The sequence below is a fragment of the Mucilaginibacter sp. PAMC 26640 genome (assembly GCA_001596135.1).
In the GTDB taxonomy this organism is placed as follows: domain Bacteria; phylum Bacteroidota; class Bacteroidia; order Sphingobacteriales; family Sphingobacteriaceae; genus Mucilaginibacter.
Window position 1 is genome coordinate 5,093,785 of record CP014773.1, and the last position, 23,095, is coordinate 5,116,879.

Below are 23,095 nucleotides of genomic sequence, written 5' to 3' on the forward strand. Positions count from 1 at the left end.
CCTTTAATTAAACCTGTTCTCTACAATATGCAAACAACCGCCCTATTTCAAAAAAATTACTTTTCCGCGGCGCAGGTTATTATTAATCAGGGCGGCACCAGCTCCGGCAAAACCTACGCAATATTACAGGTGCTTTTTGTATTGGCTGCTACAGATAAAGTAGTTATCACCATAGCGGGGCAAGACATGCCCAATTTAAAAGCAGGTGCGCTTCGCGATGCTATCGTGATCTTCGAAGGATCTGAGGTTTTAAAAAACCAGTTGAAAGGATATCACAAAACCGACCAGGTATTTGAATTTACCAATGGCAGCATCATTGAATTTAAAAGCTACGGTGATGCGCAGGATGCAAAATCTGGCAAACGGGATTATCTTTTTCTGAACGAAGCAAACGGAATCCCCTGGGCTGTTTACAGCGAACTTGCGTTACGTACCCGCAAACGAATTTTTATAGATTACAACCCTAACAATGGCTTTTGGGCCCATGAACTGGTAGGCAAGCCGGGAGTGGAACTTATTATATCCGATCACCGGCATAATCCCTGGGTAGATGATGTTATTCGCCAAAAAATAGAATCGCTTAAAGAAAAAGATTTTGAGCTATGGAAGGTGTACGCCAGGGGACTCACCGGCCGCACGACTGGCCTGGTGTTTAATAACTGGTTTGTTTGTGATGACATCCCCGCAAATGCAAAACTAATAGCGGCTGGCCTGGATTTTGGCTTTAGCAATGATGAAACCGGCTGCCTGCTGGTGTATAATCAAAACGGAGAACTTTGGGCGGAGGAATTAATTTATGAGACCGGCCTCACCAACACCGATCTTGCCAGAAAACTTAAAGCAACAGGGCTTAGTAAAAACACCGAGATCATCGCCGACTGCTCTGAACCAAAAGCCATTGAAGAGCTTAAGCGAATGGGCTGGTATATTACCGGCGCCAAAAAAGGGGCCGATAGTATTAGCCATTCCATAGATATCCTGAAACGGTACCAGATAAATGTTACCCGCGCCAGTATCAACCTGCGTAAAGAACTGGAACGATACAAATGGAAAACCGACCGCAGCGGCAAACCCCTTAACCAACCGGTAGACGCCTGCAACCATTTGATTGATCCCTTGCGCTATGTGGCATTAAATAAACTAAAAACCACAACCGAAAAAGGCCTGAAAAGCAAGCTTGCGGCCCGCCCGCCCATGCAAACACCAGGCGGAATCTCCGAATTCCTGGTAGGTATTTATTAAGCCCCCCAGCCCCCTAAAGGGGGAGCAGAATTAAAAAGCTCCCCCTTCAGGGGGGCTGGGGGCTCAAACCCCACATTAATCAAAAGCTCCCCCTTCAGGGGGTTGGGCGGCTCAAATCCCTGTATAACCACACTAATCAAAAGCTCCCCCTTCAGGGGGGTGGGGGCTCCTATTTCAATGATAAGCAAAACACTAAAAACCACAAATGGAAAGCTGGAGGTAAGAATTCCCTCACAGCTTAAAGAAGTAAGCATTGGGCAGATGATGCAATTACAGGATGCGCCAAACCTCGGCGACATACAAGCAATCAGCATTCTCTCTGGCGTACCCCTTGCGGATCTGCAGGAAGTGACCAACGCCGCAGATTTTATGGTTTACGCCGATAGCATCCAAAACCTGTCGCACGAAATCGCTACCCTTTACAACAGCGATGCCATCCCCAAAACCATAACGGTAAACTGGAATGGAGGGCCGGTTACCGTTGATGTGACAAAAAACCTGTCGGTAGAACCCGCCGGGGCATTTATGGCCGCCAGGGATGTGATAGCCGACGAAATAGCCGAGCATATAAAAACATACGGAGCGGAAAACTGGCAAGACTATTTTAAACCCTCACTGTTAGCTTGTGCCAAAGTGTTGGCCTACTACCTGTTTTGCAGGGTTACAGGTTTAAAGTTTGATGAGACCGCTGCCGCTAATTTTGTGGAAATTATTAAAGAACTTGGGGTAACGGAGGCGCTGCCCGTTGCGAAACATTTTTTTATGAATTATCCCGACTTATCGAAACCGAAAACCGGCTTTTGGCAACAGGTATTACCGCTGCTGAAAAAAGGGCTGGCATACATACTTTCGAAAAGTTTAGGTATATCAATACCGTAAACGCCCTGGCCGGGGGTGATGTTACCAAATGGGAGCTCATCCTGGCCATGCCCTACGAACGCATCCTCACCAAGCTGCTGCTTAATAAAACTGAAGCGGAATACCAAAAGCGGTATAGTGAGATAGCATGCCCTAGCTAGCCTAGCTCCAGCCTAGCCCCAGACTAGCCCCCCAACCCCCTGAAGGGGGAGCTATTATTAATCTAACATTAAACCTTAAAAATTCGGCTCCCCCTTCAGGGGGTTGGGGGGCTCTGCTTTATTTATTACTTATGCGTAACCAAATTAACGCCGTTGTGGATACCCTGGGCGGGTCTCCATCCTTTTTATATGGCACCGAAAAAGAACTGAACACCCTGGCAGACGATGCGGCATTTCCATGTGTAATGCTTTACCCAATGCAACCCATTGTACTTTCGCCACAGGTAAACGGCTCTGTGAATAATGTATTTACGCTTTACCTGGAGTTTTTGTATAAAACCGAATTTGGCCAGTACACCGCCGATAACGAAAATTATATCCGGCAGGCTTTGCATATGGCGAATGAGTTTATAATCAAAGCCGGTAAATACCGGGATGGGGAAGGCCGGCATTTTCGCGTTAAAGCGGGCGAAAAAGCAAAATGCACCGCAGTTTACAATAAGTACGATACCAATACTACGGGTGTAGGGCTAACGATAACCTTAACCGCAATGTATTACGAGGCTTTTTAGCAAGCCAGCTCCGGCAGCCTATAAAATTATTAACTCATCGCCGCACCAGCTATCAACTTAACAATTTATCAATGAGCTTAAAAGCATACCTAACCTCCCAGCCGTATACCACCACTTACCCCGACCATAATGGCGGCTCTATTGAACAGGCAGACCTGTTTGTTTACATTTATAATTCGGAAACCGGCCAACCGGCCAATGCAAATAATGGTGAGGTTACCTTCAGTGTAAACACCAACGGTAGTATAGAAACGGTAACCGCATCCGTATCCGGGCAAAGCATACCCATCTATCCGGGTTACTATCGGGAACTGCGGTATAATGATCAGGGAGAACTGACCTACGATTATTCTGTAACCGTAACGCTGTTATCGTTTACAGCGGGTACCGATGTAATAACTCCCTCCCCATGCAGTCTGTTGATCACCCAGGTAAAAATAAATGCCGCAGAAACCGCCCCAGGCGCGCGCGATGGCGAAGCAACCATCTTCGCCACCAGCAATTACAATGGTATAACGTACAGTACCGACGATGTGAATTATCAACCATCGCCAACCTTTAGCGGTTTAAACGGCGGCCTCAAAACATTTTATGCGCTGGATGCCAACGGCTGTAAAGCAAGTGCCACTATCGAGATTCCGGTGATCAGCAACCTGCTCACAGACGATCCATCCGTTACATTGCCGGATGGCAACATCTCGCGCTGGAATGCCGCCTTCAACCCTGTTGTTTTCACTTATCAGCGAAAGGATTTTGAAGTACTGGAGGCTATGCCGGATACTACATCGCCAGGTAATACAATTTTTCGAATAAACACACTGCTATCTAACACGGCAGGAGTAGCATATTTAAAGGAAAATGATAAAGTTTACATTAATGCCGCCCCATATAAAGGTATCTACGTTGTAAAGGGGCTTACCAGCAGCGGGTATTTAGTAATCAGCACCCCGTTTATTAGCAATGCGGGGGGATATATCAACATCAACCAAATACGTGGCTATTATAAAATTATCACGCGCATTACTTATCAGGATAAATTTACCGGTACGGCACAAACTATAGAATCCACCAACCGGCCGGATAGTAGCGGAATTGTAAAAGCAGATCTTTCAAACTTTTTGCAAAGCCTGCTTGCCGCAAAAGATGAAAGTGACTATACCTTGGGCAACTACCGGGATGATAACCTAAGTGCCAGTTACAGTATTGCTTATGCCGAGGAATGGGATGAGGACGGGCTTATAAAGCGTTCGGCATTTATCCCCGTAAACCAACAATATTATGTATTGTATTCAGCGAAACAATTAGGCGAACGCTATGGCGGAAATCTGGCTGCTTACCTACCTTTTGCCAACCTGGCCGATGGCTTACCGAAGGCTAAATGGATAACAGATTTTGCCGAACCTGCATACAGTAACGGCTACCCATTTGATATTGGCTTTATTTATAGCGAAAGCCTGCTGGGGCACGATATCTATTGCGAATTTACACTGCTGGATATCAATAGAAACCCACTGCCCGGCGGCCCCCAAACCAGTTATCTACTCAATGAAAACGGTTCCTGGCTAACCAATACCGATGGCAGTAAACTGATTATTTCACGCCAGAGCAGCGGCAACATTGCGCTGCCGCAAAGGATAGGATTGAACCGGTTACTGATCGATTCGTTACTTGCAGGCGATGTATATTATATAGATTTAACTTTAAAGTATGCCGAAGGGAATACTATCCATAGCATAACGCAGACACAAACCATCCGGGTGGATGATGCTATAGATGATAATTCGGTTTATCTGCGTTGGATAGGCCTTACCGGCAGCTGGAACTATTACCGCTTTGGATACAATCAGGAAGTAAGCCTGGATGTGCAGAATGCAGTCATCGTTAAAAACTATGTTAATGATTGGGAAAACCAGCAAGGTATTGAGGAGGTGATCAGCAAAACGGCGGGCCAAAAAATAAAAGTGGTAGCCGAAGATCTTTCGGTAGCCGATATCAAAGGTTTACAATCGATTAAGTATTCGCCGAAAGTACAAATGCTGGTCGGTAAAAACCCGGTAAAGTGGCAAACCATCGTAATCAACAGTGCAACATTCAGCGAATATGAAACCCGCAACGGCCAGGCCCCATTTAGCGTTACGTTCAATATGCCGGCAATAAATATCCAAAGGCAGTAGGTCATGGCGAATTGTTAAAGCTTTTTTATCGGGCATAAACGCGCATTACAGCAACTATATGCTTTAGGAAATAATTTAACATTCAGACCACTCAACAGCAAACATAAACATGAACCAACTCCAACTTTATATAAACGATCAACTGGTAGATCTAAGCGATGATAGCCCTATCGCCCTCACCTTCCAAATTAACAACCTGGCAGAGGTGAAAAATCAGCAGGGCAATACAAGTAATCAATTTAAATTGCCTTTAACACAGCGAAACCGGCAAATATTAGGTTTCCCGGATGAAATTGCTTTTACTACAAATGCCCCTTACGATAATTACCAGGCAAAAATTGTACAGGATGGGCTGGAAATCATCCCCTATGGTATCGCTGTTCTGAATAACGTTGAACAGGATAATGCGGCAATCACAGTACTAAGCGGCAACGTTGATTTTTTTGACGCCATAGATAACAAAATCTATGATATGTTTATGGGCAGTTTGGTTAAGGGAGATTTTAAAGATTACGAACACTTATGGACGGTAGACAATATCGTGGCATCTCAAAAAAACACAGGTGGATGGATCTGGCCGGTTATAGACTACGGCAACATCAACTATAACATAACAGGTATAAACGAAATAGATGTCCGTAATCTCCGGCCGGGCTTCTTCGTCAAAACTGCTATCGATATTATTGTGAAAGCGGCCGGTTACAAGGCAGAAGGTTCACTTCTAAGCAATCCATTGTACCCGCTCTTGATTGTACAGTTCAGCAACGACTCCTTTGAACACGGAACCGATTACCAAACCAGCCTGGATAATGCTTCAGCGGTCTTAAACAAGAGCAGCAATCAACCCATTAACCCAAACAAAAATTCAGCTCAAACCGGCACGATAACTTTCACCGGAGTAGATGCCAGTAATCCTGAATTATATCAAAACAGTACTTATAAAGCTGCCGCTACCGTTACGCTCGCCGTAGAATTTAAATACGGCATCCAGGTAATCGATACAACCACGGCAGGAGGCAGCGAGCCTTACATTGATGTTCGTATTATTAAATACAGTAATGGTTCGTCGTCTGTTATTAGCAATCTGGAACATCGCGCCACGAGCCGGGCCAGCAGTGGTGTTTTTGGATCGGGAGTCGGGCATAAAGATGGCAAACCGGTAGACTACCTGCAGCAAAAGCAAAATGTGGATTTAGTTTTACAAGCCGGTGAAAGTATTGGCGTAGAATACTATTTATGGCCGAATAAAGACCGGATCAAAGGCACGTTTTACGGCGGTGCCAGCTTGAGTATCACCAATAAACAAACCAATGTGGTGTACGGACAGACGGTGCAGTGCGAGCGGATCTTCCCGGACATCGGCCAGAAGGATTTGTTAAAGGATGTATTGCAACGCTTCGGTATTATTTGCCAAACCAACAGCGCTACCGGTACCGTTAATTTTGCTTCGTTCAGAGATATAGTTGATAATATCCCGATAGCTAAAAACTGGAGTAGAAGATGCCTTGATCAGGGTAAAGGCATCAGTTTTCAACTCGGCGGTTACGCGCAAGTGAATTATCTGAAATATAAGGAAGACGATACTGTAACCCCAAAAGGCTTTGCTGACGCACAGATAAATGTTGCCGATAAAACCTTGCCTGCCAGCGGCATGCTGTTTGAGAGCCAGTTTGCCCCCACATTGAGCCGACCTTATATTGGCGGCAGTATTGCGCAGATAAAAATGGCGAACAGCACCGATAAAGACGCCGAATTCAGCAACAGTGTTTCGCCGCGCATACTTATCAATAAAACTATTGACTTAAGAGCTAACAACCAGCGCACAATCAAATTCACTGATGGCAACCCTTCTAATGATAAGTATTTGAATGATGTGATCTCTGTTCCCTACTTTTACTCATCCGTCGAAGCTAATAGCTTGCTTTGGGAAGATTTGCGTAAGGCATACTATCCCGAACTGGAAAAGATTCTTAGGCAGGCAAAAAAAGTAGAACGCTATTTTATGCTTACCCCGCGCGACATACTGGAACTGGACCTGCTTATACCCATTTATCTGGAACAGGATAGCGCCTACTATTATATCAACAAAATAGATAGCTGGCGCAAAGGCCTGCCGGTGAAAGTGGAATTGGTAAAATTGGGTTAATAATAAGTGCAGATGCTTTAACTTGATTAAAAATTTCCTTTAAGCGAGAAAAGTGGCTTCAGCTTATGTCTATCGAGGTAAATCGCTTCATCCTTTATAGAGTTTTTTCTTGGTTTTCGAAAGTAAAAAAGCGGATATCATTCCGAATTTATTTAGGCATCCAGAAGATATTCGCGCTTGACTGGTCTACACCATGCATATAACACACTTATTCTATTGCCTAAGTTCTGGTATGATCCAGAAACAAATTCGGGATGAGGTAGTATGTTTTTAAACACGATTTCCCTGTATGTCTTTCGATTCATTTGCTTATTTCAAATTTGATTTTTATATTTACCAATAAAATTAGCAAAACAAAAACCTGATGCCAGCCTTACTCAAACACTCCCAATTAAAACCTAAAAACAAGTTACCAAAAATAGTTATTTGGCTTAGTGCTGTAATGATAATTGGCATAGTGGTTTTTTGTAATTTAACTAGGCTTGTGGTCACATACATGTACTTGTTTAACACCGAAAGTTTTAATACCGGTCAGAAAATTTATCCTTCTAAAAATGTATGGAACTACCCTTCTGACAGCTTTGGAACATTAAGGGAAATTAGACCAGTAACCGCCAGAGAAGCAGCAGACACCTTTATGATAATTAAGACCGATCACGAGGATTTGTTGCAGATGGTACAAAAGGATTCCCTACGGCCCTATGTGCAAAATTTCTCTTTTTTTATTGATAAAGAGAAACTTAAACGGCAAGGTTCTGCAGCACTGGGTACGTATATAGGCACATATATTAAGCATACCAAAACACGCGAAGGCCAGGATGTTTTAGGTGTTTACTACGCGGTTAGACCAAACCTTTCCATAATGAACAACGACTTTAAAAGTTACGATATGCCGCCATATTATAAATTTGCAAATGATGTACTTTATCTCCCAATATCATTCGGCGGTAATGAAGAGCTTATAACCCGTTAAGTTAATAGCGTCATCCAAAATTGCGCTGACATCTGAAATTTTGCGAATCTCTAAAAGCCTTTCGCTCTAATATAACCACATCATTAATATGCCAATTGGCATTAAAATCATAATTATGTCAAACACAAAAATAGATGTTGATATTAATATCAACGCAGAAAGTTTAAAACAGATGCCCCAATACAAAGCGGCCTTTGATAGCTTAAAAACATCCATAGATAACATCAATAAAGAAATGCTAAAGCAAAACGCGCAAAGCAAAGAGGTGGTTACCTGGGGCACCAAAATAAAAAACTCGGTAAAAGATCTGTCAGACACCTATGAGTTGTTTAGTAAGGTCATCGGGGTAGCCAAGAATGCTGTTTTTGGATGGCAAAATATATTGGCAGCAGTGTTTACACTGGTTACAACCTATGGGCCGCAGGTGCTGGATTATCTGGGCGAAATCTTCCAATCAGATAAAACCAAACAAGCTGCTCTTGATCTCAAAAATTATCATGACGTTATGTCCGCATACGTTGAAAACATATCAGGCGAAATTTCGCAAGTACAAATGCTGACTAATGTTGCGAATAATGAAACGCTTTCGAAGGAAAGCAGAATAGAGGCTATAGGCAAATTAAATGCATTAGCGCCAGCGTATTTAAAAAATCTTACGCTTGAAAATTTGAAAACAAAAGAGGGCACGGCGTTGATGGACGATTATATCAAATCGCTCAACCGACGGGCAATGGAAGAAGCGATACAGGTTAAAAGAACTGAGTTAGTAAAACAGCGATTGAAATTGAAGCCCGATTATGACTCGGCAAAACAAGAGAGCGATGATTATCGAACCGGCAAAAGAAAAGATCAAACACAATATGTAAGAAACTCCAATAGCTTTGGTATAATTTCTTTATACACCTATTCTGAAAAAGACGCGGCTCATAGCAAATTTATAACGATGGTGAAAAAAGATAAAATAATCACCGATCAAATTACAAAATTAGACAGCACGCTTGCCGAATCGCTCCTCAAATATGCACCTAAACCAGCAAGCAATCCTGCGCAAAACAGAGCATATTGGGAAGCAATAATTTCCGATCAGCAAATGCAGCTGAATAAACTTGATTCTCATTCAAAATTGTTTGAGAAAGATGCTAAACCAATTATCAAGCGTATAAAAGAGGCTAAAAAAGAAATAGCTAAGTATGGCGTTGCAGATATAACCGTACATGCGCGTACAACTTACAACAATGGTGATAATGCTGACAAAGATCAGCAGGCACTTTTAGAATCACAAAGCCGCTTAGCATTATTAATGCTTGATGGTTATGCCAAAGAGGTAGCGCAAACCAACCAACACTTCGAAAAACTAAAAGAAACGCATAGAAAAAACAAATCAACTGTTGAACAATTGGAGCGTGAGCGCATAGCCACTCTCGAACAGATAGCTGAAAAATTTGAAAATGAAGACCTTGAGAAGCTTACGGCTTCACAAAAAAAAATAAATGACATAAAGGTAAATAGCATTAAAGACTTAACAGAACAATCGCTTGCCCGGCTTAAACAAGAAACCGAAGATGAAAAAAACGAGTTTGGGATACGGAAAGAACAAACCCGGGTAAGTATCAAAAATCAGCAGGCCGAGATAGAGGCCTTGAAGCAAAATGGAAAAATAGTTGAAGCTGATATTTTGAAGAAGGCTGTAGAACGCGAAAAAAGTCTATTGGAAAACGCCGAAATAATCCATTTAGATTTTTTAGCTCAACAGGTAAGAAAGGAACAGGATATTTTACAAACCCGTGCGGATAATGCGGAAACGATTGCCGAAGACAAACTAACTGATAATATACAAAATAACGAAGGAAAAGGCAATGACATTAAAGCACTGCAACAACAGCAACTGCTGTTGGATATGCAATTTAACTTTGCAGTAGCAGCAGCTAAAAAGAAAGGAGAAACAACTACCAAAATAGAGGAAGATTACGCCAAAAAGAAAGCCGATCTTGAAATTAAACTTACCAGCTCAAAAATCCATGCCGGCGACAAGTTTATCAACGCTGTGTTAGCAAACAGTAAAAAAGATTCCGCCATATATAAAGCTGCCTTTTTAGCCAAAAAAGCCACCACTATTGCTGATACCATCATCAGCACCAAACAAGCGGTGATGGATTCACTAAAAGCCTATTCAGGAATTCCGTTTATAGGCACTGCGCTAGGCATTGCCCAGGCAGCATTTATGGCGGCGCAGGGTGCATCAACCATTGCAACTATCGCAAAACAAAAGCCCGGCTTTTCAACAGGCGGGCAATACCTTTCAGATGGGCGCGGTGCCGTGCTCCCCGGCTTTAGCCGCACCGATAATACCAATGCCTACCTGCGCAGCGGTGAGGCGGTGGTGGTATCCGAAGCGATGCGCAACCCCTGGGCGCGCAACCTGGTAAGCGCTATTAATGTGGCCCACGGCGGCCGGGATTTTTCTATTCCTAATGCTGGTAGAGGCTACGCTATAGGTGGCATATATACCGATGGTGGCAATGCCAACCGTTATTACAATCAACCGGTAAATGACATAAAAGATATGGCGAATACCGTGGCTTACCAAATGATCAATAACTTCCCTCCCATTTACGTGGATGTTAAAGACGTAAACAACCAGCAGAATATCCTGGCCCAAACGGTGAATAGGGTGAATTTATAAGCCCCCTAAATCCCTGAAGGGGAAACAGAATTTAAAAATTGAAATACAAACTTTCTAATCGAAAGCATTCCCTTTAGGGAACAGGAGGGGCAAATGAACATCCAAACAGCAAACACCTTATTTGACGAAGGCATTTTCTCGGCTATGTATAAGGCCGGCTTTATTACTGCCAAAATATTTACTTATCGCGAGATCTATTTGTGGGTACACGCCCAGATACAGGTACGCCATTTAACCAAGAACCAGGCCGTGCTGGAAGCCGAAGTAAAATTCGCTAAAGACGAGCGCACCATCTGGCGGGCGCTCAATAGCTTTCAATCTGAATCATGATTTAATAACTGACAAAACACTGTCACCATCACATTAAGAAATAGTCCCGATATTTGTATAGTTCAATCTTCTGAACTATAATTTACCTGATTAAGGACGTAAACATTAAATCAGGCAAATCCCAAATCCTCAAATCATCATCCAAACAAATTTCAATTACTGACAAAACACTGTCACCATCACCTAAAGAAATAGTACCGATATTTGTATAGTTCAATCATCTGGAACATATAACCACTCCGAAAGCATTCTGAACATTCTCCAATTCTGGAAATTCTGATTCAGACAAGTATGCCAATCAGCATATAAAACACAACTTAAAACTCGCCTTTATTAAATCGATAAACAGCCAGAAACCGGTGAAATCAAAATCAAAAAAAATGAAAATATACCTCTACGATACCGAAACAGATTGCATTGGCTCCGGGAGCCTTTCATCTGCCTACATTAAATCACAATTAGATGCTGCTGCCGGTGCCGATGTGGAAGTCCACATCAGCTCGGTTGGCGGCAGCGCCTTCGATGCCATTGCTATGTATGATCTGCTAAAAAAATATCCCGGCAAGGTGACCACTTACATAGATGCCCTTGCCGCTTCGGCGGCTTCCATTGTAGCAATGGCCGGCAACCAAATCATCATGAGCAAATACGCCCTGCTAATGATCCACAAACCGATGGTGGGCAGTGGCGGCAACGCTGATGAACTTTTAAAAGACGTACAAATGCTGAATGTTGTACAATCTCGCCTGGCACAGATCTATATGGATAAATCCGGATTAGACGGGGTTACCGTTAATAGTTTGATCAACTCCGTTACCTGGATGACGGCCGACCAGGCGCTTAACCTTGGCTTTGTAGACACCATTGAAGATTACAGCGAAACTATTATTAACAGCGCCCTCATTAAAAAATACACCGACACCGCACCGGCCGTTTACCAGCGCTGCATCAATAAAATCTTAAACAATAAAACAAGTATGAACACAGACAACAGAGAACTGATCGAGAAAACAAGCTCGGTATTAGACAAGATCATGAACTTTTTTAAAAAGGTTGTGAACAACCGAACCATTACAGACAAAGGCACCCTGCATCATACGGCCGAATTGGGCGAAGGCTGTGAAGTGTACCAGGACGAAGAAATGAGCACACCGGCAGTTACCGATACCTACACCACAGCAGAGGGCAAAGCATTGGCTGTTAAAGAAGGCAAGGTAGAAAAGGTAACCCCTGCTGACCCTTCAGCAACCGAAGACGACGATGAAGACGTACCTGTAACTAAATTTAAATCGCCTGCTAAAACTGCCGACGTACAAAACCGCCTGCAGGAGGTTAAGGCCCGCTTACATGCGCAAAATGCCCTGTTAAATGAAGCAAAAGCTGCCCTGGAAGAAGCCAGCAACCGGCTTAAGAAAACCCGCGAAGAAGTGAGGAACGAAATAAAAAGCGACTTTAGTCCGGAAAGCTCCAAGCGGAGTAACAAAGCCAAAACTGAATCACAACCCTTCTTCGCGCCCCAAAGCCCGCTGGCACAAAACGCCGTAAAACGAGCGGTAGCTAAATAGGCGCGCCCCTATTCCCCTGCAGGGGAAACAGAAGTTTAAAAATTCAATCTCAAATATCCCTATAATAAACCTAACAAATCAAAAGCTCCCCCTTTAGGGGGCTGGGGGGCTCAACCTATATGGCTCAATTTACATTTTCAAACAACACTTATGCCGGCGAAGCGCTGGCGGGTTTCATGGCAAGCACGCTGCTGGAAGCTGACTCTGTTAAGCGTGGATTACTAACGGTTATTAACGAAGTAAAATCGCGCAAGGTGATCCTTGATGTGGACGATGACGTGATCCTGCAAAATCCATCGGGCATATTTACCGACCAGGGTACCACTGCCACCCAGACAGAAAGCTACCTGGACCCGGTAATTTACGAATTCATGAAACAAGAACAATGGGATAAGCTTATCCAATCATGGGAGGCCCAAAGCCTTAAACCCGGCGCGTTTCAGGATTACGAGGGCGTTGTGGACTTAAGCGATTTCATGGTGCAGCGTTACCTCACTAAGATCCAGATAGCCAATGAGCGTTTGTACTGGCTGGGTAAAGCATCAACTAAAGAAGCTACTTTCACCGCACAATTCCCGGGTTTATTGCCAACTATTGCAGCAGCATCCGGCGTTTACAAAGTAGGCCTAACCAAACCGGCTACATCTTTATCGGCAACAGCAATCGATGCAAACGGGCTGGTTACCGTAACAGACACAGCTAATCTTGCAGATGGTGATGTGGTAACCCTTACCAGCCTGACCGGGACAATTAAAGATACCACAAACGGCGGTGCCGGCATTAATGTACAGGGGCAATCATACTTTATACAGGTTGGCAGTTCCACAACATTTAAACTGGTTCGCAACTACAACGAGGTAAACAGCCGCAAACCGGCAAGTTTTACAGGTACAGCAACTGCAGCTTCGGTTAACTATATCAATGTAAGCAATGTTTTACAGGTATTGGGCAGCGTGTATGCGCAATTAGATCCTGCAGATCGCATCCAGGAGGATTTCAATCTGCAGATCCCATTACACGTAGGTTATGCTTATGCACAGGCACAGGCTAATAAAGCACTGAATGTGATCAACGCCTTTACCGATATGAAAAAAATGGATTACCTGGGTTTGCCCCTGCAGATCATGAATCACTGGCAGGCAAACACCATTCTGGGTGCCCGTTCGTCCAACCTGTTCCTGGGTGTTGACCTGTTAGGCGATGCTTCAGAACTTTCCACTGTATATATGAAGCCCTATACCAACGATAACGTAGTGCGCATGAAGGCCCGCATGAAAGCCGCCGTAAACTTTAAATTCGCCAACGAGCTTTTTTACCTGAGCGCGTAAGAAAGCAGTAGCAAGTATTTAGTACCAAGTAATCAGACTACTTGCCAAATCTTGATACTTGATACTAACTACTTGATACAATGAATCAATTCAAAACTTTAAATCTATAAAATGTCAATCTACAATAAAATAAATGCCGGCTTCGGCCTGGGCTTTAGCGAGCCTGTAACATCTGGTATCGAAGATGTGATCTATATCTTCAATCACGACGATATTGCCATAACCTATGATATCGCAAATCCGCTTATCGTTACGGGCCTTACCGCTGTGGGCAGTGCTAAAGTTTACAAATTTGAGGGCACTAACAACAGTTTTAATACCATGAGCAAACTGGCTAAAACGCAGGTAGGCCCCAGGTATACCGAAGAAATAGACTTTAATATTGCGGGCTTATCGGTAGAAATTAAAGCGCAATTGATGGCAATGGGCTACGGCAGGATACGTGCTATAGCGGTGAACAACTATAAAGACAGCGATTCGGCAATAGAACTCTTCGGTGCCGTAAACGGCATGATCGTTACGGAAGCAGAACGCAACGCTGCAGACGAAACGCTGGATGGAGGTTACAAGATCAAATTAACCAACCCGGATAAATTGAAGGAGCCGTATCCGCCGCGTGCCGTTTCAGTGGCCCCACAGGGCGGCGGCAGTGCAACTTATGCAAGCACCATTACAGCATTGGAAGCGCTGGTAGATTAGCACCGTTATAGTCGGATCGCCATTATTCGTGAAAAACAAAACCGGAACAGGGCAACCCATCAAGTCATTCCCAATTCGCCGGCAATGCGCAAACGATAGCGTTACCAGCTACGAAGCTGAATGGTATTTGGAGCTATTTCAGTACATAGGGAAAATTTTGCTCCCCCGCCCCCCGAAAGGGGGCGTTCCTAAAAACAATTCAAATGAAGCGAAAACAAAATCTAACAAATATTACTAGTCACAAAACTCCCCCTTCAGGGGGCCGGGGGACTGCAAAATGAAGACCTACTTGCCACAAATTGAACGGCGGATAATGGTAAGGCCAAACCAAACGTTTGGTATCCTTAACTATGATATGGATAATGCCTATCCCCAACGAATGCTGGAGCTGGTAGCACAATCGCCCACCGCGAAAGACTGCTGGAATAAGCGGACCAAATTTATCGGCGGTAATGGCTTTGAAGATGCAGCACTTGGCAAACAAAAAATCAACAGTAAGGGGCTCACCGTGGCTAAACTGTTAAAATCCATTGCAGCTGATAAAGCGCTTTTTAGCGGATTCGGCATCCATTTAAATTACAATGCTAATTTTAAGATTGCATCGGTAAACTATGTAAAGTTCGAAGATATCCGAATGGGCGACACCGACGCACCGGACACGGCAGGTAAGTTTGCCATCTACAATGACTGGGGCCGCAAAACCTGGAAGAATATTATGCGCAGCAAAATCACCTTTCTTGATGCTTACAACCCGGAGGAGGTAGCCATAAAAACACAGGTAAAGGCAGCAGGCGGTTGGGAGAAATACAATGGGCAGCTGTTATACTTTAACCCGGAGGTGGATGATTACCCGTTAATTGAAGCCGACGCTGTTTGGGAAGACTTCGAGACGGAAGCAGGCATTAAAACCTTCAACAACCGCGAAGTAACCACCGGATTTTTGCCCTCAACCATGCTGTTTATGCAGTCGCGCAGAGAAGAAGCGGACAATAGTGCAGCTTACGGGCAAACTGCAAATACCCCCTCCCAGCTGGAAAAAGACCTGGGTAGTTTCCAGGGAGCTAAAAGTGCCCAGAAGATCATTGTGATTGAATATGAGGACGAAAGTGCCAAGCCCGAGTTTCAGCCATATGCTATCCAGAATAACGATAAGCTTTTTGAAATTACGGAAAGGTCTGTAGAAGCTCGGATCATTAAAGGCTTCTCGGTTCCGAAAGAACTGATCAATGCCGATAAAACATCCGGCCTGAGCAACGGAGGCGAAAAAAAACAAGCCATCAGCGAGTTCAACGATAATACCGCCCCCGACCGGCAGGAACTCAGCGAAATCCTCGAAGAGATCTTCAGCCACTATTGCACCAACATCAATCCCGCCAATAATTGGCGCATCAACCCGGTCCCTGCAAATATTGCCGATGACTATATCGGTATCAAAGCCGGTGCAGCCATTAACCAACTGCTGCAAGCTACGCTACCGCCCGAGAGCAAAATTGCTGCACTGATTTACGCCTATGGCTTTAAGCAGGCCGAAGCGGAGGCCATGTGTGCCCGACTGTAAACAGCTCGCTTTTATAAATTAAAAAAACGTCCATTCTTCCTAACGAAGCAAAGAGGAATGATGAGCGATGTCGGGGAGAGTTAAACAAAACAGTGTTTATCGCTTGCAGAATTTACTCACCCCGGGTTCACTTCGCTGCCCGACCCTCACTACCTTTGGTAAAGAGGGTAAAATAAAAAGATATGGTGCTTACCTTCTTTGCTAAGCAGACAGAAATCACGAGCCACAGCTGTGTCGGGGTGAATTAACTATCAGCGCGCTGAGCACCAATCAGAACTTCAACCAACCCTACCCCTGCCCTCAAGAGGGCACTTATTGACTTTCATTTTAACCTACTATGTCAACAACTTTATTATCCCCCTCTTCAGGAGGCAGGGGAACGCTCATAACTCCGGCCACCCTGCAGCGATACGAGGATATCGCTGCGAATATCAAATCCGAACGTGTCAGCATCTTCATCCAAAAAGCCCAGGAGCTGGATCTGAAACCTTTTTTGGGCTACGCACTTTACTATGATCTGATCAGAAACCTGGATAGTGATGGCAACCTGAAAGAAGATGCGCCTCAACATTATAAAGACTTGCTCAATGGCTGCGAATATCTCGACGAATTGGGCTATGTAGTTTTATACCAGGGATTACAACCTGTGCTGGCTTATTTTGCTTTTGCACGTTTTATCGAGGCTGATGCCGTACACTATACCCCTACCGGCCCGGTTAAAAAACGGTACGACAATGCCGATGCTTTGCCCGCTAAAGACATTGTAAAACTGGTGCAGCAGCAAAGAGGTACCGCCAATGCTTATGCGAACGATACAGAGCGCTTTCTGAGAGACCACCAAGAGGCTTTCCCGGCTTGGCACTATAATCAAAAAAATAAGACCAGCAGGCAGCCGGGACCAAGGATCCGGGCTGTTGACAGGTTGGAGTTTAACCTGCCTGCCGATGGCTTTTGCAACGAACTTTTCATTACCGATTATTTAAACTAATGGCAACAGACAAAAAAATAACCGAATTGCCTGTTTCGGCCAATATTACCGGGGCCGACGTATCTATATTGGTGAAAGATGGCATCAACTATCAATTTTCTATCAACCAGTTAATCAGCTATCTTAACACTTCAATCAACCGCGGAGCAACACTAACTTTCGGAACGCTGTTGCCGCAAAACACTACCGGAAAAAACGGCGATGTGTTTTTTAACACCACAACCCGGCAATTTGCCCAAAAACTAACCGGCAGCTGGGCAATTACTTATACCCTACCCGAAACAAATGCAGCCGATGGCACTGTACTTTATGGAGCAGGCCTGCCAGGTACTACTACCGGCAAAAATGCGGACAGTTACATTAACACCCTTACCGGCATCTTTTACTTAAAAACCAGTGGCAGTTGGGCACAGGTTTTCTCCATGCAGACCGGCCCTCAAGGCCCTAAAGGGCTCAAAGGGGAAGCAGGACCGGCAGGGTTAAACGGCCGCGCGATACTGAATGGCACCGGTGCCCCATCTAATTTAGCAACCGGTGCCGATGGCGACTTTTACATCAACACCAGTAGTCTATCACTTTTCGGCCCTAAAACAAATGGCATATGGGGCACCGGGATCTCGATAGTTGGCGCAGACGGCGCACAAGGAGATGCCGGCCCGGCAGGGCCAAGTGGAGCAGCGGGAGTAGCCGGAGCCGTTGGTCCGCAGGGTTTACAAGGCCCGGCAGGGCCAACCGGTACCGCCGGGGCTATCGGCCCGGAAGGGCCGGTGGGTTTAACGGGTGCGCAAGGTTCAACAGGACTAGCCGGTGCAGCTGGAGCGGATGGCGCTGCAGGTGTTGCCGGACAACCCGGACCTGCAGGTGACACTGGCGAACAGGGGCCTTCCGGACCTATAGGTGCAACTGGTAGCCAAGGGCCGGCAGGCAATACAGGGCCGCAGGGCATTCCCGGGGCGGGTATCCCTGCTGGCGGTTCAACCGGGCAGGTGCTTGCAAAAAACTCCAATGCCGGTTACGATACGCAATGGATCAACCCACCTGCCGGCTCATCACGCATTTCTTACAATCTTTATCAATCCGTTTTATGAACAGCAACTCAAATACAACCTCATTTGCCACACTAACCGCAACATATCCAGCAATTAAAATAGCATCTGCGACCGCTATAAACACTGACACCCTATTGGTTACGGGTTCCGCAAACGCCAGCATCGTACTGGATGTATTGTTTCGGACATTCGAAACAAGTGCAAAAAACTTTGATGTAATCATTTGTGCTACGGGTGCCAATACTACAGACTATTTTAACAGGGTACAAGTTGCTGTACCAGCTAATGCAGGGAATAACGGCAGCATCGCCCTGGCCTCGCTTGCCGGCCTGGCCCCTTCTTTATTCGACCTGGATCTGGCGGGGAACCGGGTATTAACCCTGGAACCCGGCATATCCGTTTATATCCGTAACAAAGCCGCCACCACAGCCGACCTGTATGTAACAGCCAAACTCAGAAACTTCTAAAACATGACCAGTATTTCGACCACACCATTTCATGTTACCATGCTGAGAAAAGCCAACATCTGGTACTCCGCAAGAGATGGAAACTTTAACGATCCGACAACCTGGCTCAGTAATGGGCGGAAAAAATACAGCTATCCGCAATCGGGCGATACGGTATATGTAAATCATACGGTTACTGTGAATATGACAACAAACGTGAAGAATGTTTACGTTGCAGGCACTTTAAAGTTTTCAAATAGCACGCTTACCATAAACGGAGATTTGCAGGTGACCGGAACGTTAGACCATACAGGTATTAATTCTTATTTGAATTTAAAAGGAGTTAACAATGCGGTGAATGTTTTTTTGCCCGGGCCTACAAGCACAATAGAATACAGCAGGTTAGGTGACCAAGATATTATGGACTTGTCTTATTTTAATTTAAGTATCTCCGGTGGAGGCAATAAGTATATTTATGGAGAACTGACTATAAATGGTGTCACCAATATTAATGGGAATGGCGGTGGTGCGCCAACTTTATTCAAAGTCACCAATTCGGGCAGACTTACCTTTGTGGGTATGTTAACATCCGTAGGAATATCCACTCCAGGTTACATTAACAACTTAATAAATGCCGACTTGGAATTTCAAGCGGGGATAAATATAGATTACCGTGGACTTAATTTAAATTTGGGTACTGGAAATCTGTATTTTAATGGGGCAAGCATCCAATTAATGTTAGGTGGCGGTTCAAACACACTGGGCTACAACAATTTCAATACCATTCTTATAAAGGGGAGTTCAATCGTTACTATCGTATCAACAAGCAATACTCCTCTAATACTAAACGGCAGTATCAATGGGGAAACAGCTAACTCCACTTTAAGAATCAGTGGAAGCTTTTATCAAGGAAATACTACGGAACCGATGCTGACTGGAATTTTTTTATACAATTATGGTGGAACATCAACTATAAGTTATGTTTGCAATGGAGATTTTACTATTCCATATACTGAGTATAACGGACTGCATATCCGCGGTACTGGACTCAAAATTCTAAGTGGAGATACTACTATCGGCTCTTTAAGTACATTTGGTGGGACATTGGATTTGTCATACCGCGATTTTACTGTAAATGGACCATACTCGCAAAGCGGTTTGGGTGGCGGGGTTGTAAAAAACAATGCTAATGGTATAACTATTTTTGGTGGCGCGTATTTAGCGATCGGATCAAATTTAATTTTTCAATTTAGTTTACCTTGTATTGTAGAATTTAGAAACGGAATTGATGCAGATATTAGAGGCTTTACAAGTTTTGCTATCGTTTCAGGTTCAACAATTAAATTTACAACCAACAATCAATCGATTAAATGTGGTGGGGGATCAGTAATGTTGGGAGCTGATATTTTGGTTTCTGGGCCTATTACTGTGTCGGTTTTAAGTTCACTAAGTTATGGTAATTCTGGAACATTGAATGGTGATCACCCAAAATCTATATTTAGTATTCAGCCTGGTGGCCTCACCAATTCTTTCACTTATAAAAATGCACAACAACCTATGCAACTTGGTATTTTGGACTGCAATTCAGCCCCTAATACTTTTATATATGCTAACTCGGGCGCTCAGGATATAACGCCGGGCATATACAGAAATTTGTCATTAACTGGGAGCGGTAGTAAAAATCTGTTAGGAAACGTTAGTGTTGTTGATACTTATAGTTTAGTAACTCCAGCGACACTAAATACAAATGGTTTTTTATTGAACAATTGATAAAAAAGTTTAAAAAGATTTTTTTATCAGGTCTTTAACTTTATAATTGCTATTAGAAAGAATGGCTGGCCTTATTCACAAAAGATTTGAAACAATTGATTTACTAAGAGGCATTGCGGCCATTTCAGTTTGCTTTTTTCATTTTGGTTTTTTTCGATATGGATGCACAGGTGTTGACTTATTTTTTATAATAAGTGGGTTCGTTATTTTTATGTCAATCAAACGGGCAACGAGCGTCAAAGAATTTTGGATATCAAGATTTATTAGACTTTATCCATCGTATTGGCTTTCTATTGTTATTGGTATTATATCAGTAAAATTATTATCTAATATATCTCCTTCATTAAACTTTCGACACATTTTAGGAAACATAACAATGTTCCAACCAATATTCCGCACGGAATATATCAGTTCGGTATATTGGACTTTGTATGTTGAAATGCTATTTTATATAATAATTACTATCCTCTGGCTGTTACGATGGTTGCCGCGAATAGAAATGGCGGTGGCGATCTCGTTAGTATTAGTGGCGATTGTGAATTTTAGTTTCTTGGTTGATCACAATACACATCCTTTAATAACAAGATCTTTTGTTCTATTAAGATACTTGTTTCCGCTAGTTAGCCATATTCAATTTTTCGGTGCGGGCATAATATTTTACTTATCTGTCGAAAAGGGCTATAATTTAAACCGATTGTTATTGCTGTTTTTAACGATAGTCATCACGGGCTTATCGCACACAAATAGCGTAATGATGAATTCTTATCTGGGCATTTGGGAACACGTTGGGATTTATACACTTCTTTTATTTGTATTTGCTGGTTCAATCTACGAGAAAATCAAACTATCAAAGTTGTCATCACTTCTGATATTTGGTGAAATTTCTTACGCGTTATATTTAATTCACGACACATTTGGTCTAGATTTAAGAAACTTTCTACTACCTGCATTAGGCTCAAATTCTTCCGCATTTATTGCTTTACTAAGCACATTAATTGTTTCAGTATTTATTACTTATTGGTTTGACATTCCTTTACGGCAATATTTAAAACGACTGACACGATCTTGATTTAATTAGCTGTTGTTTTCATAAATATCATTGGTCAATTTAAGGTAAACTAGCTGGCGACTGTCAGTATAGAGAAATTAATCAACCGTTGACCTTGTAAAAGGCTATGAATTTAGTAAAAATCTATTCCTGCCTTTCTTTTAACTCCATCACACTATGAAATCTTCTCCCATATTCTCCATCAATCTTAAAGACCTAACTAAAGGCCTTATCGTTGCAATCGGCAGTGCCGTAATCACCGCTTTACAAACCACTTTACAGGCAGGTTCTTTCACCGTCGATTGGAAATCCATCGGTACAGTAGCTTTGGCTGCCGGGTTATCTTACCTGCTTAAGAACTTCTTTACACCGGCTCAAAGTAATCAGCAACAGGGGCCAATTAATCAACAAACGATCCTAACACCATGACAACATTTGAACAGCGCGAACTCCGCGGTGTAACTATTAAGAACATTATGGTTACCATATTAAGTACAGCAAGTATTGTTGCATCGGTTATGACCTGCTACTTCCAATTGAAAAGCGATATCCACGATCTGACCACCCGGCAGGAGGCCCAGAACCGGGTAAACGAGATCCGCTTGAAAGTACTGGAAGGCCAGGTAGCAGTTTTACAACGGGAGGTTGAGGCCATTAAGACTAACAAATATTAAATTTACTTAATGCCACTGGGTAGTGTACTTACGGATGTCCACCCGCCATCAACGAGAATATTTTGCCCGGTGATATGCCTTGCTTCGTCAGACACGAGGAATAAAATGGCATTCGCCACATCTGCCACCGTTCCGGCCCTGCCCATAGGCGTTATTGCCGACCATACTTTTTCATAATCAGCCTCCTGCAAAGTGCGTTCGGTTAACGTGGCGCCCGGTGCAACTGTATTCACGTTGATCTTGTACTGAGATAATTCAATCACCAGGTTTTTTGCCAGCATTTCTAAAGCAGCTTTAGACATAGCATACGCAGCCAGATCTTTAAGCGCCCGATGCCCTACTGCTGATGATGTAAATAACAGCGACCCCCCTGTTTGCTGCTTACGCATTTGAATTGCGGCTGCCTGGGCCAAAAAGAAGGTGCCTGCCAGGTTAACCTCCATTACTTTAGCAAAAGAGTTTTTAGAGTAGGTAAAAAAATCACCAAACAAAGTGATGCCTGCGTTAGCAATTGCGATATCAAGTTTTCCGTAAGTTTCTACAGCAACCGCAATTAACTTATTAATAAAATCCAGGTCCGCCGAATCACCTGCAACGGCGAAACAGCTTTCGGGGTAGCTTTGGTTAATAGTTTGTGCTGCCTGTGTCGCAAGAATGGGGTCGATATCATTCAGTACCACACTTGCGCCTCGCTCGGCCAGCATCCGGCAGATCTCAAAACCAATCCCCTGACCGGCACCGGTAACAACCGCTACCTTTTTTTCAAAAATCATCGCATTAAATTATTTTCATTTCACAATTGCTTTGAACTTTGTGTTCGACAATTCACAG

The 23,095-nt window shown here is 43.7% G+C and carries 22 protein-coding genes; 20 read left to right on the forward strand and 2 right to left on the reverse strand.

The annotated features are described in order from the left end of the window. Positions 1–27: 27 nt before the first annotated feature. On the forward strand, positions 28–1,242 hold the full coding sequence (locus A0256_22045) for a hypothetical protein (protein ID AMR33934.1): 1,215 nt from the start codon (positions 28–30) through the stop codon (positions 1,240–1,242). On the opposite strand, the gene A0256_22050 is transcribed toward A0256_22045, so the two are convergent. Then, positions 1,239–1,430 (reverse strand): hypothetical protein, encoded by a 192-nt coding sequence (locus A0256_22050; GenBank protein ID AMR33935.1) that lies wholly within the window; start codon positions 1,428–1,430, stop codon positions 1,239–1,241. The two genes, A0256_22045 and A0256_22050, sit on opposite strands and share 4 nt — an antisense overlap. Here A0256_22050 and A0256_22055 point away from each other — a divergent pair. From A0256_22055 to A0256_22145, 19 genes are all read left to right on the forward strand, one after another. Next, the gene (locus A0256_22055; GenBank protein AMR33936.1) at positions 1,420–2,121 is read left to right on the forward strand and encodes a hypothetical protein; all 702 of its coding nucleotides are present in this window, start codon (positions 1,420–1,422) and stop codon (positions 2,119–2,121) included. The genes A0256_22050 and A0256_22055 overlap by 11 nt on opposite strands. Positions 2,122–2,392: 271 nt before the next feature. Continuing rightward, the gene (locus A0256_22060) at positions 2,393–2,833 is read left to right on the forward strand and encodes a hypothetical protein (protein ID AMR33937.1); all 441 of its coding nucleotides are present in this window, start codon (positions 2,393–2,395) and stop codon (positions 2,831–2,833) included. Positions 2,834–2,904: 71 nt separating this feature from the next. Beyond that, a complete protein-coding gene (locus A0256_22065) occupies positions 2,905–5,007 on the forward strand; it encodes a hypothetical protein (GenBank protein ID AMR33938.1) in 2,103 nt (700 codons plus the stop codon). A 109-nt stretch (positions 5,008–5,116) separates the two neighbouring features. Further along, positions 5,117–7,153, forward strand: a complete 2,037-nt coding sequence (locus A0256_22070; protein ID AMR33939.1) for a hypothetical protein — start codon at positions 5,117–5,119, stop codon at positions 7,151–7,153. A gap of 496 nt (positions 7,154–7,649) precedes the next feature. Then, positions 7,650–8,126 carry a hypothetical protein gene (locus tag A0256_22075; GenBank protein AMR33940.1) on the forward strand — a complete coding sequence of 159 codons (477 nt, stop codon included), beginning with the start codon at positions 7,650–7,652 and terminating at the stop codon, positions 8,124–8,126. Between the two features lie 88 nt (positions 8,127–8,214). After that, positions 8,215–10,809: a hypothetical protein gene (locus A0256_22080; protein ID AMR33941.1), complete on the forward strand. Its 2,595-nt coding sequence runs from the start codon at positions 8,215–8,217 to the stop codon at positions 10,807–10,809. 93 nt (positions 10,810–10,902) lie between these two features. After that, entirely contained in the window at positions 10,903–11,139 is a 237-nt protein-coding gene (locus A0256_22085; GenBank protein ID AMR33942.1) for a hypothetical protein, read from the forward strand. A 359-nt stretch (positions 11,140–11,498) separates the two neighbouring features. Beyond that, the gene (locus tag A0256_22090) at positions 11,499–12,704 is read left to right on the forward strand and encodes a hypothetical protein (GenBank protein AMR33943.1); all 1,206 of its coding nucleotides are present in this window, start codon (positions 11,499–11,501) and stop codon (positions 12,702–12,704) included. A gap of 119 nt (positions 12,705–12,823) precedes the next feature. Further along, on the forward strand, positions 12,824–14,032 hold the full coding sequence (locus tag A0256_22095; GenBank protein ID AMR33944.1) for a hypothetical protein: 1,209 nt from the start codon (positions 12,824–12,826) through the stop codon (positions 14,030–14,032). Positions 14,033–14,143: 111 nt separating this feature from the next. After that, positions 14,144–14,731: a hypothetical protein gene (locus A0256_22100; protein ID AMR33945.1), complete on the forward strand. Its 588-nt coding sequence runs from the start codon at positions 14,144–14,146 to the stop codon at positions 14,729–14,731. A 28-nt stretch (positions 14,732–14,759) separates the two neighbouring features. Further along, on the forward strand, positions 14,760–14,969 hold the full coding sequence (locus tag A0256_22105; protein AMR33946.1) for a hypothetical protein: 210 nt from the start codon (positions 14,760–14,762) through the stop codon (positions 14,967–14,969). 75 nt (positions 14,970–15,044) lie between these two features. Beyond that, a complete protein-coding gene (locus A0256_22110) occupies positions 15,045–16,289 on the forward strand; it encodes a hypothetical protein (protein ID AMR33947.1) in 1,245 nt (414 codons plus the stop codon). A gap of 337 nt (positions 16,290–16,626) precedes the next feature. After that, positions 16,627–17,277, forward strand: coding sequence for a hypothetical protein (locus A0256_22115; GenBank protein AMR33948.1), 651 nt, complete (start codon positions 16,627–16,629; stop codon positions 17,275–17,277). After that, a complete protein-coding gene (locus A0256_22120; protein AMR33949.1) occupies positions 17,277–18,365 on the forward strand; it encodes a hypothetical protein in 1,089 nt (362 codons plus the stop codon). Before A0256_22115 ends, A0256_22120 begins: the two co-directional genes overlap by 1 nt. Further along, the gene (locus A0256_22125) at positions 18,362–18,793 is read left to right on the forward strand and encodes a hypothetical protein (GenBank protein AMR33950.1); all 432 of its coding nucleotides are present in this window, start codon (positions 18,362–18,364) and stop codon (positions 18,791–18,793) included. The genes A0256_22120 and A0256_22125 overlap by 4 nt, the downstream gene beginning before the upstream one ends. A 39-nt stretch (positions 18,794–18,832) precedes the next feature. After that, positions 18,833–20,542: a hypothetical protein gene (locus A0256_22130; protein AMR33951.1), complete on the forward strand. Its 1,710-nt coding sequence runs from the start codon at positions 18,833–18,835 to the stop codon at positions 20,540–20,542. A gap of 61 nt (positions 20,543–20,603) precedes the next feature. After that, positions 20,604–21,611, forward strand: coding sequence for a hypothetical protein (locus tag A0256_22135; GenBank protein ID AMR33952.1), 1,008 nt, complete (start codon positions 20,604–20,606; stop codon positions 21,609–21,611). Positions 21,612–21,767: 156 nt separating this feature from the next. Continuing rightward, positions 21,768–22,019: a hypothetical protein gene (locus tag A0256_22140; GenBank protein ID AMR33953.1), complete on the forward strand. Its 252-nt coding sequence runs from the start codon at positions 21,768–21,770 to the stop codon at positions 22,017–22,019. After that, positions 22,016–22,264: a hypothetical protein gene (locus A0256_22145; GenBank protein ID AMR33954.1), complete on the forward strand. Its 249-nt coding sequence runs from the start codon at positions 22,016–22,018 to the stop codon at positions 22,262–22,264. The genes A0256_22140 and A0256_22145 overlap by 4 nt, the downstream gene beginning before the upstream one ends. Positions 22,265–22,266: 2 nt before the next feature. On the opposite strand, the gene A0256_22150 is transcribed toward A0256_22145, so the two are convergent. Then, the gene (locus A0256_22150; GenBank protein AMR33955.1) at positions 22,267–23,037 is read right to left on the reverse strand and encodes a short-chain dehydrogenase; all 771 of its coding nucleotides are present in this window, start codon (positions 23,035–23,037) and stop codon (positions 22,267–22,269) included. Positions 23,038–23,095 lie beyond the last annotated feature (58 nt).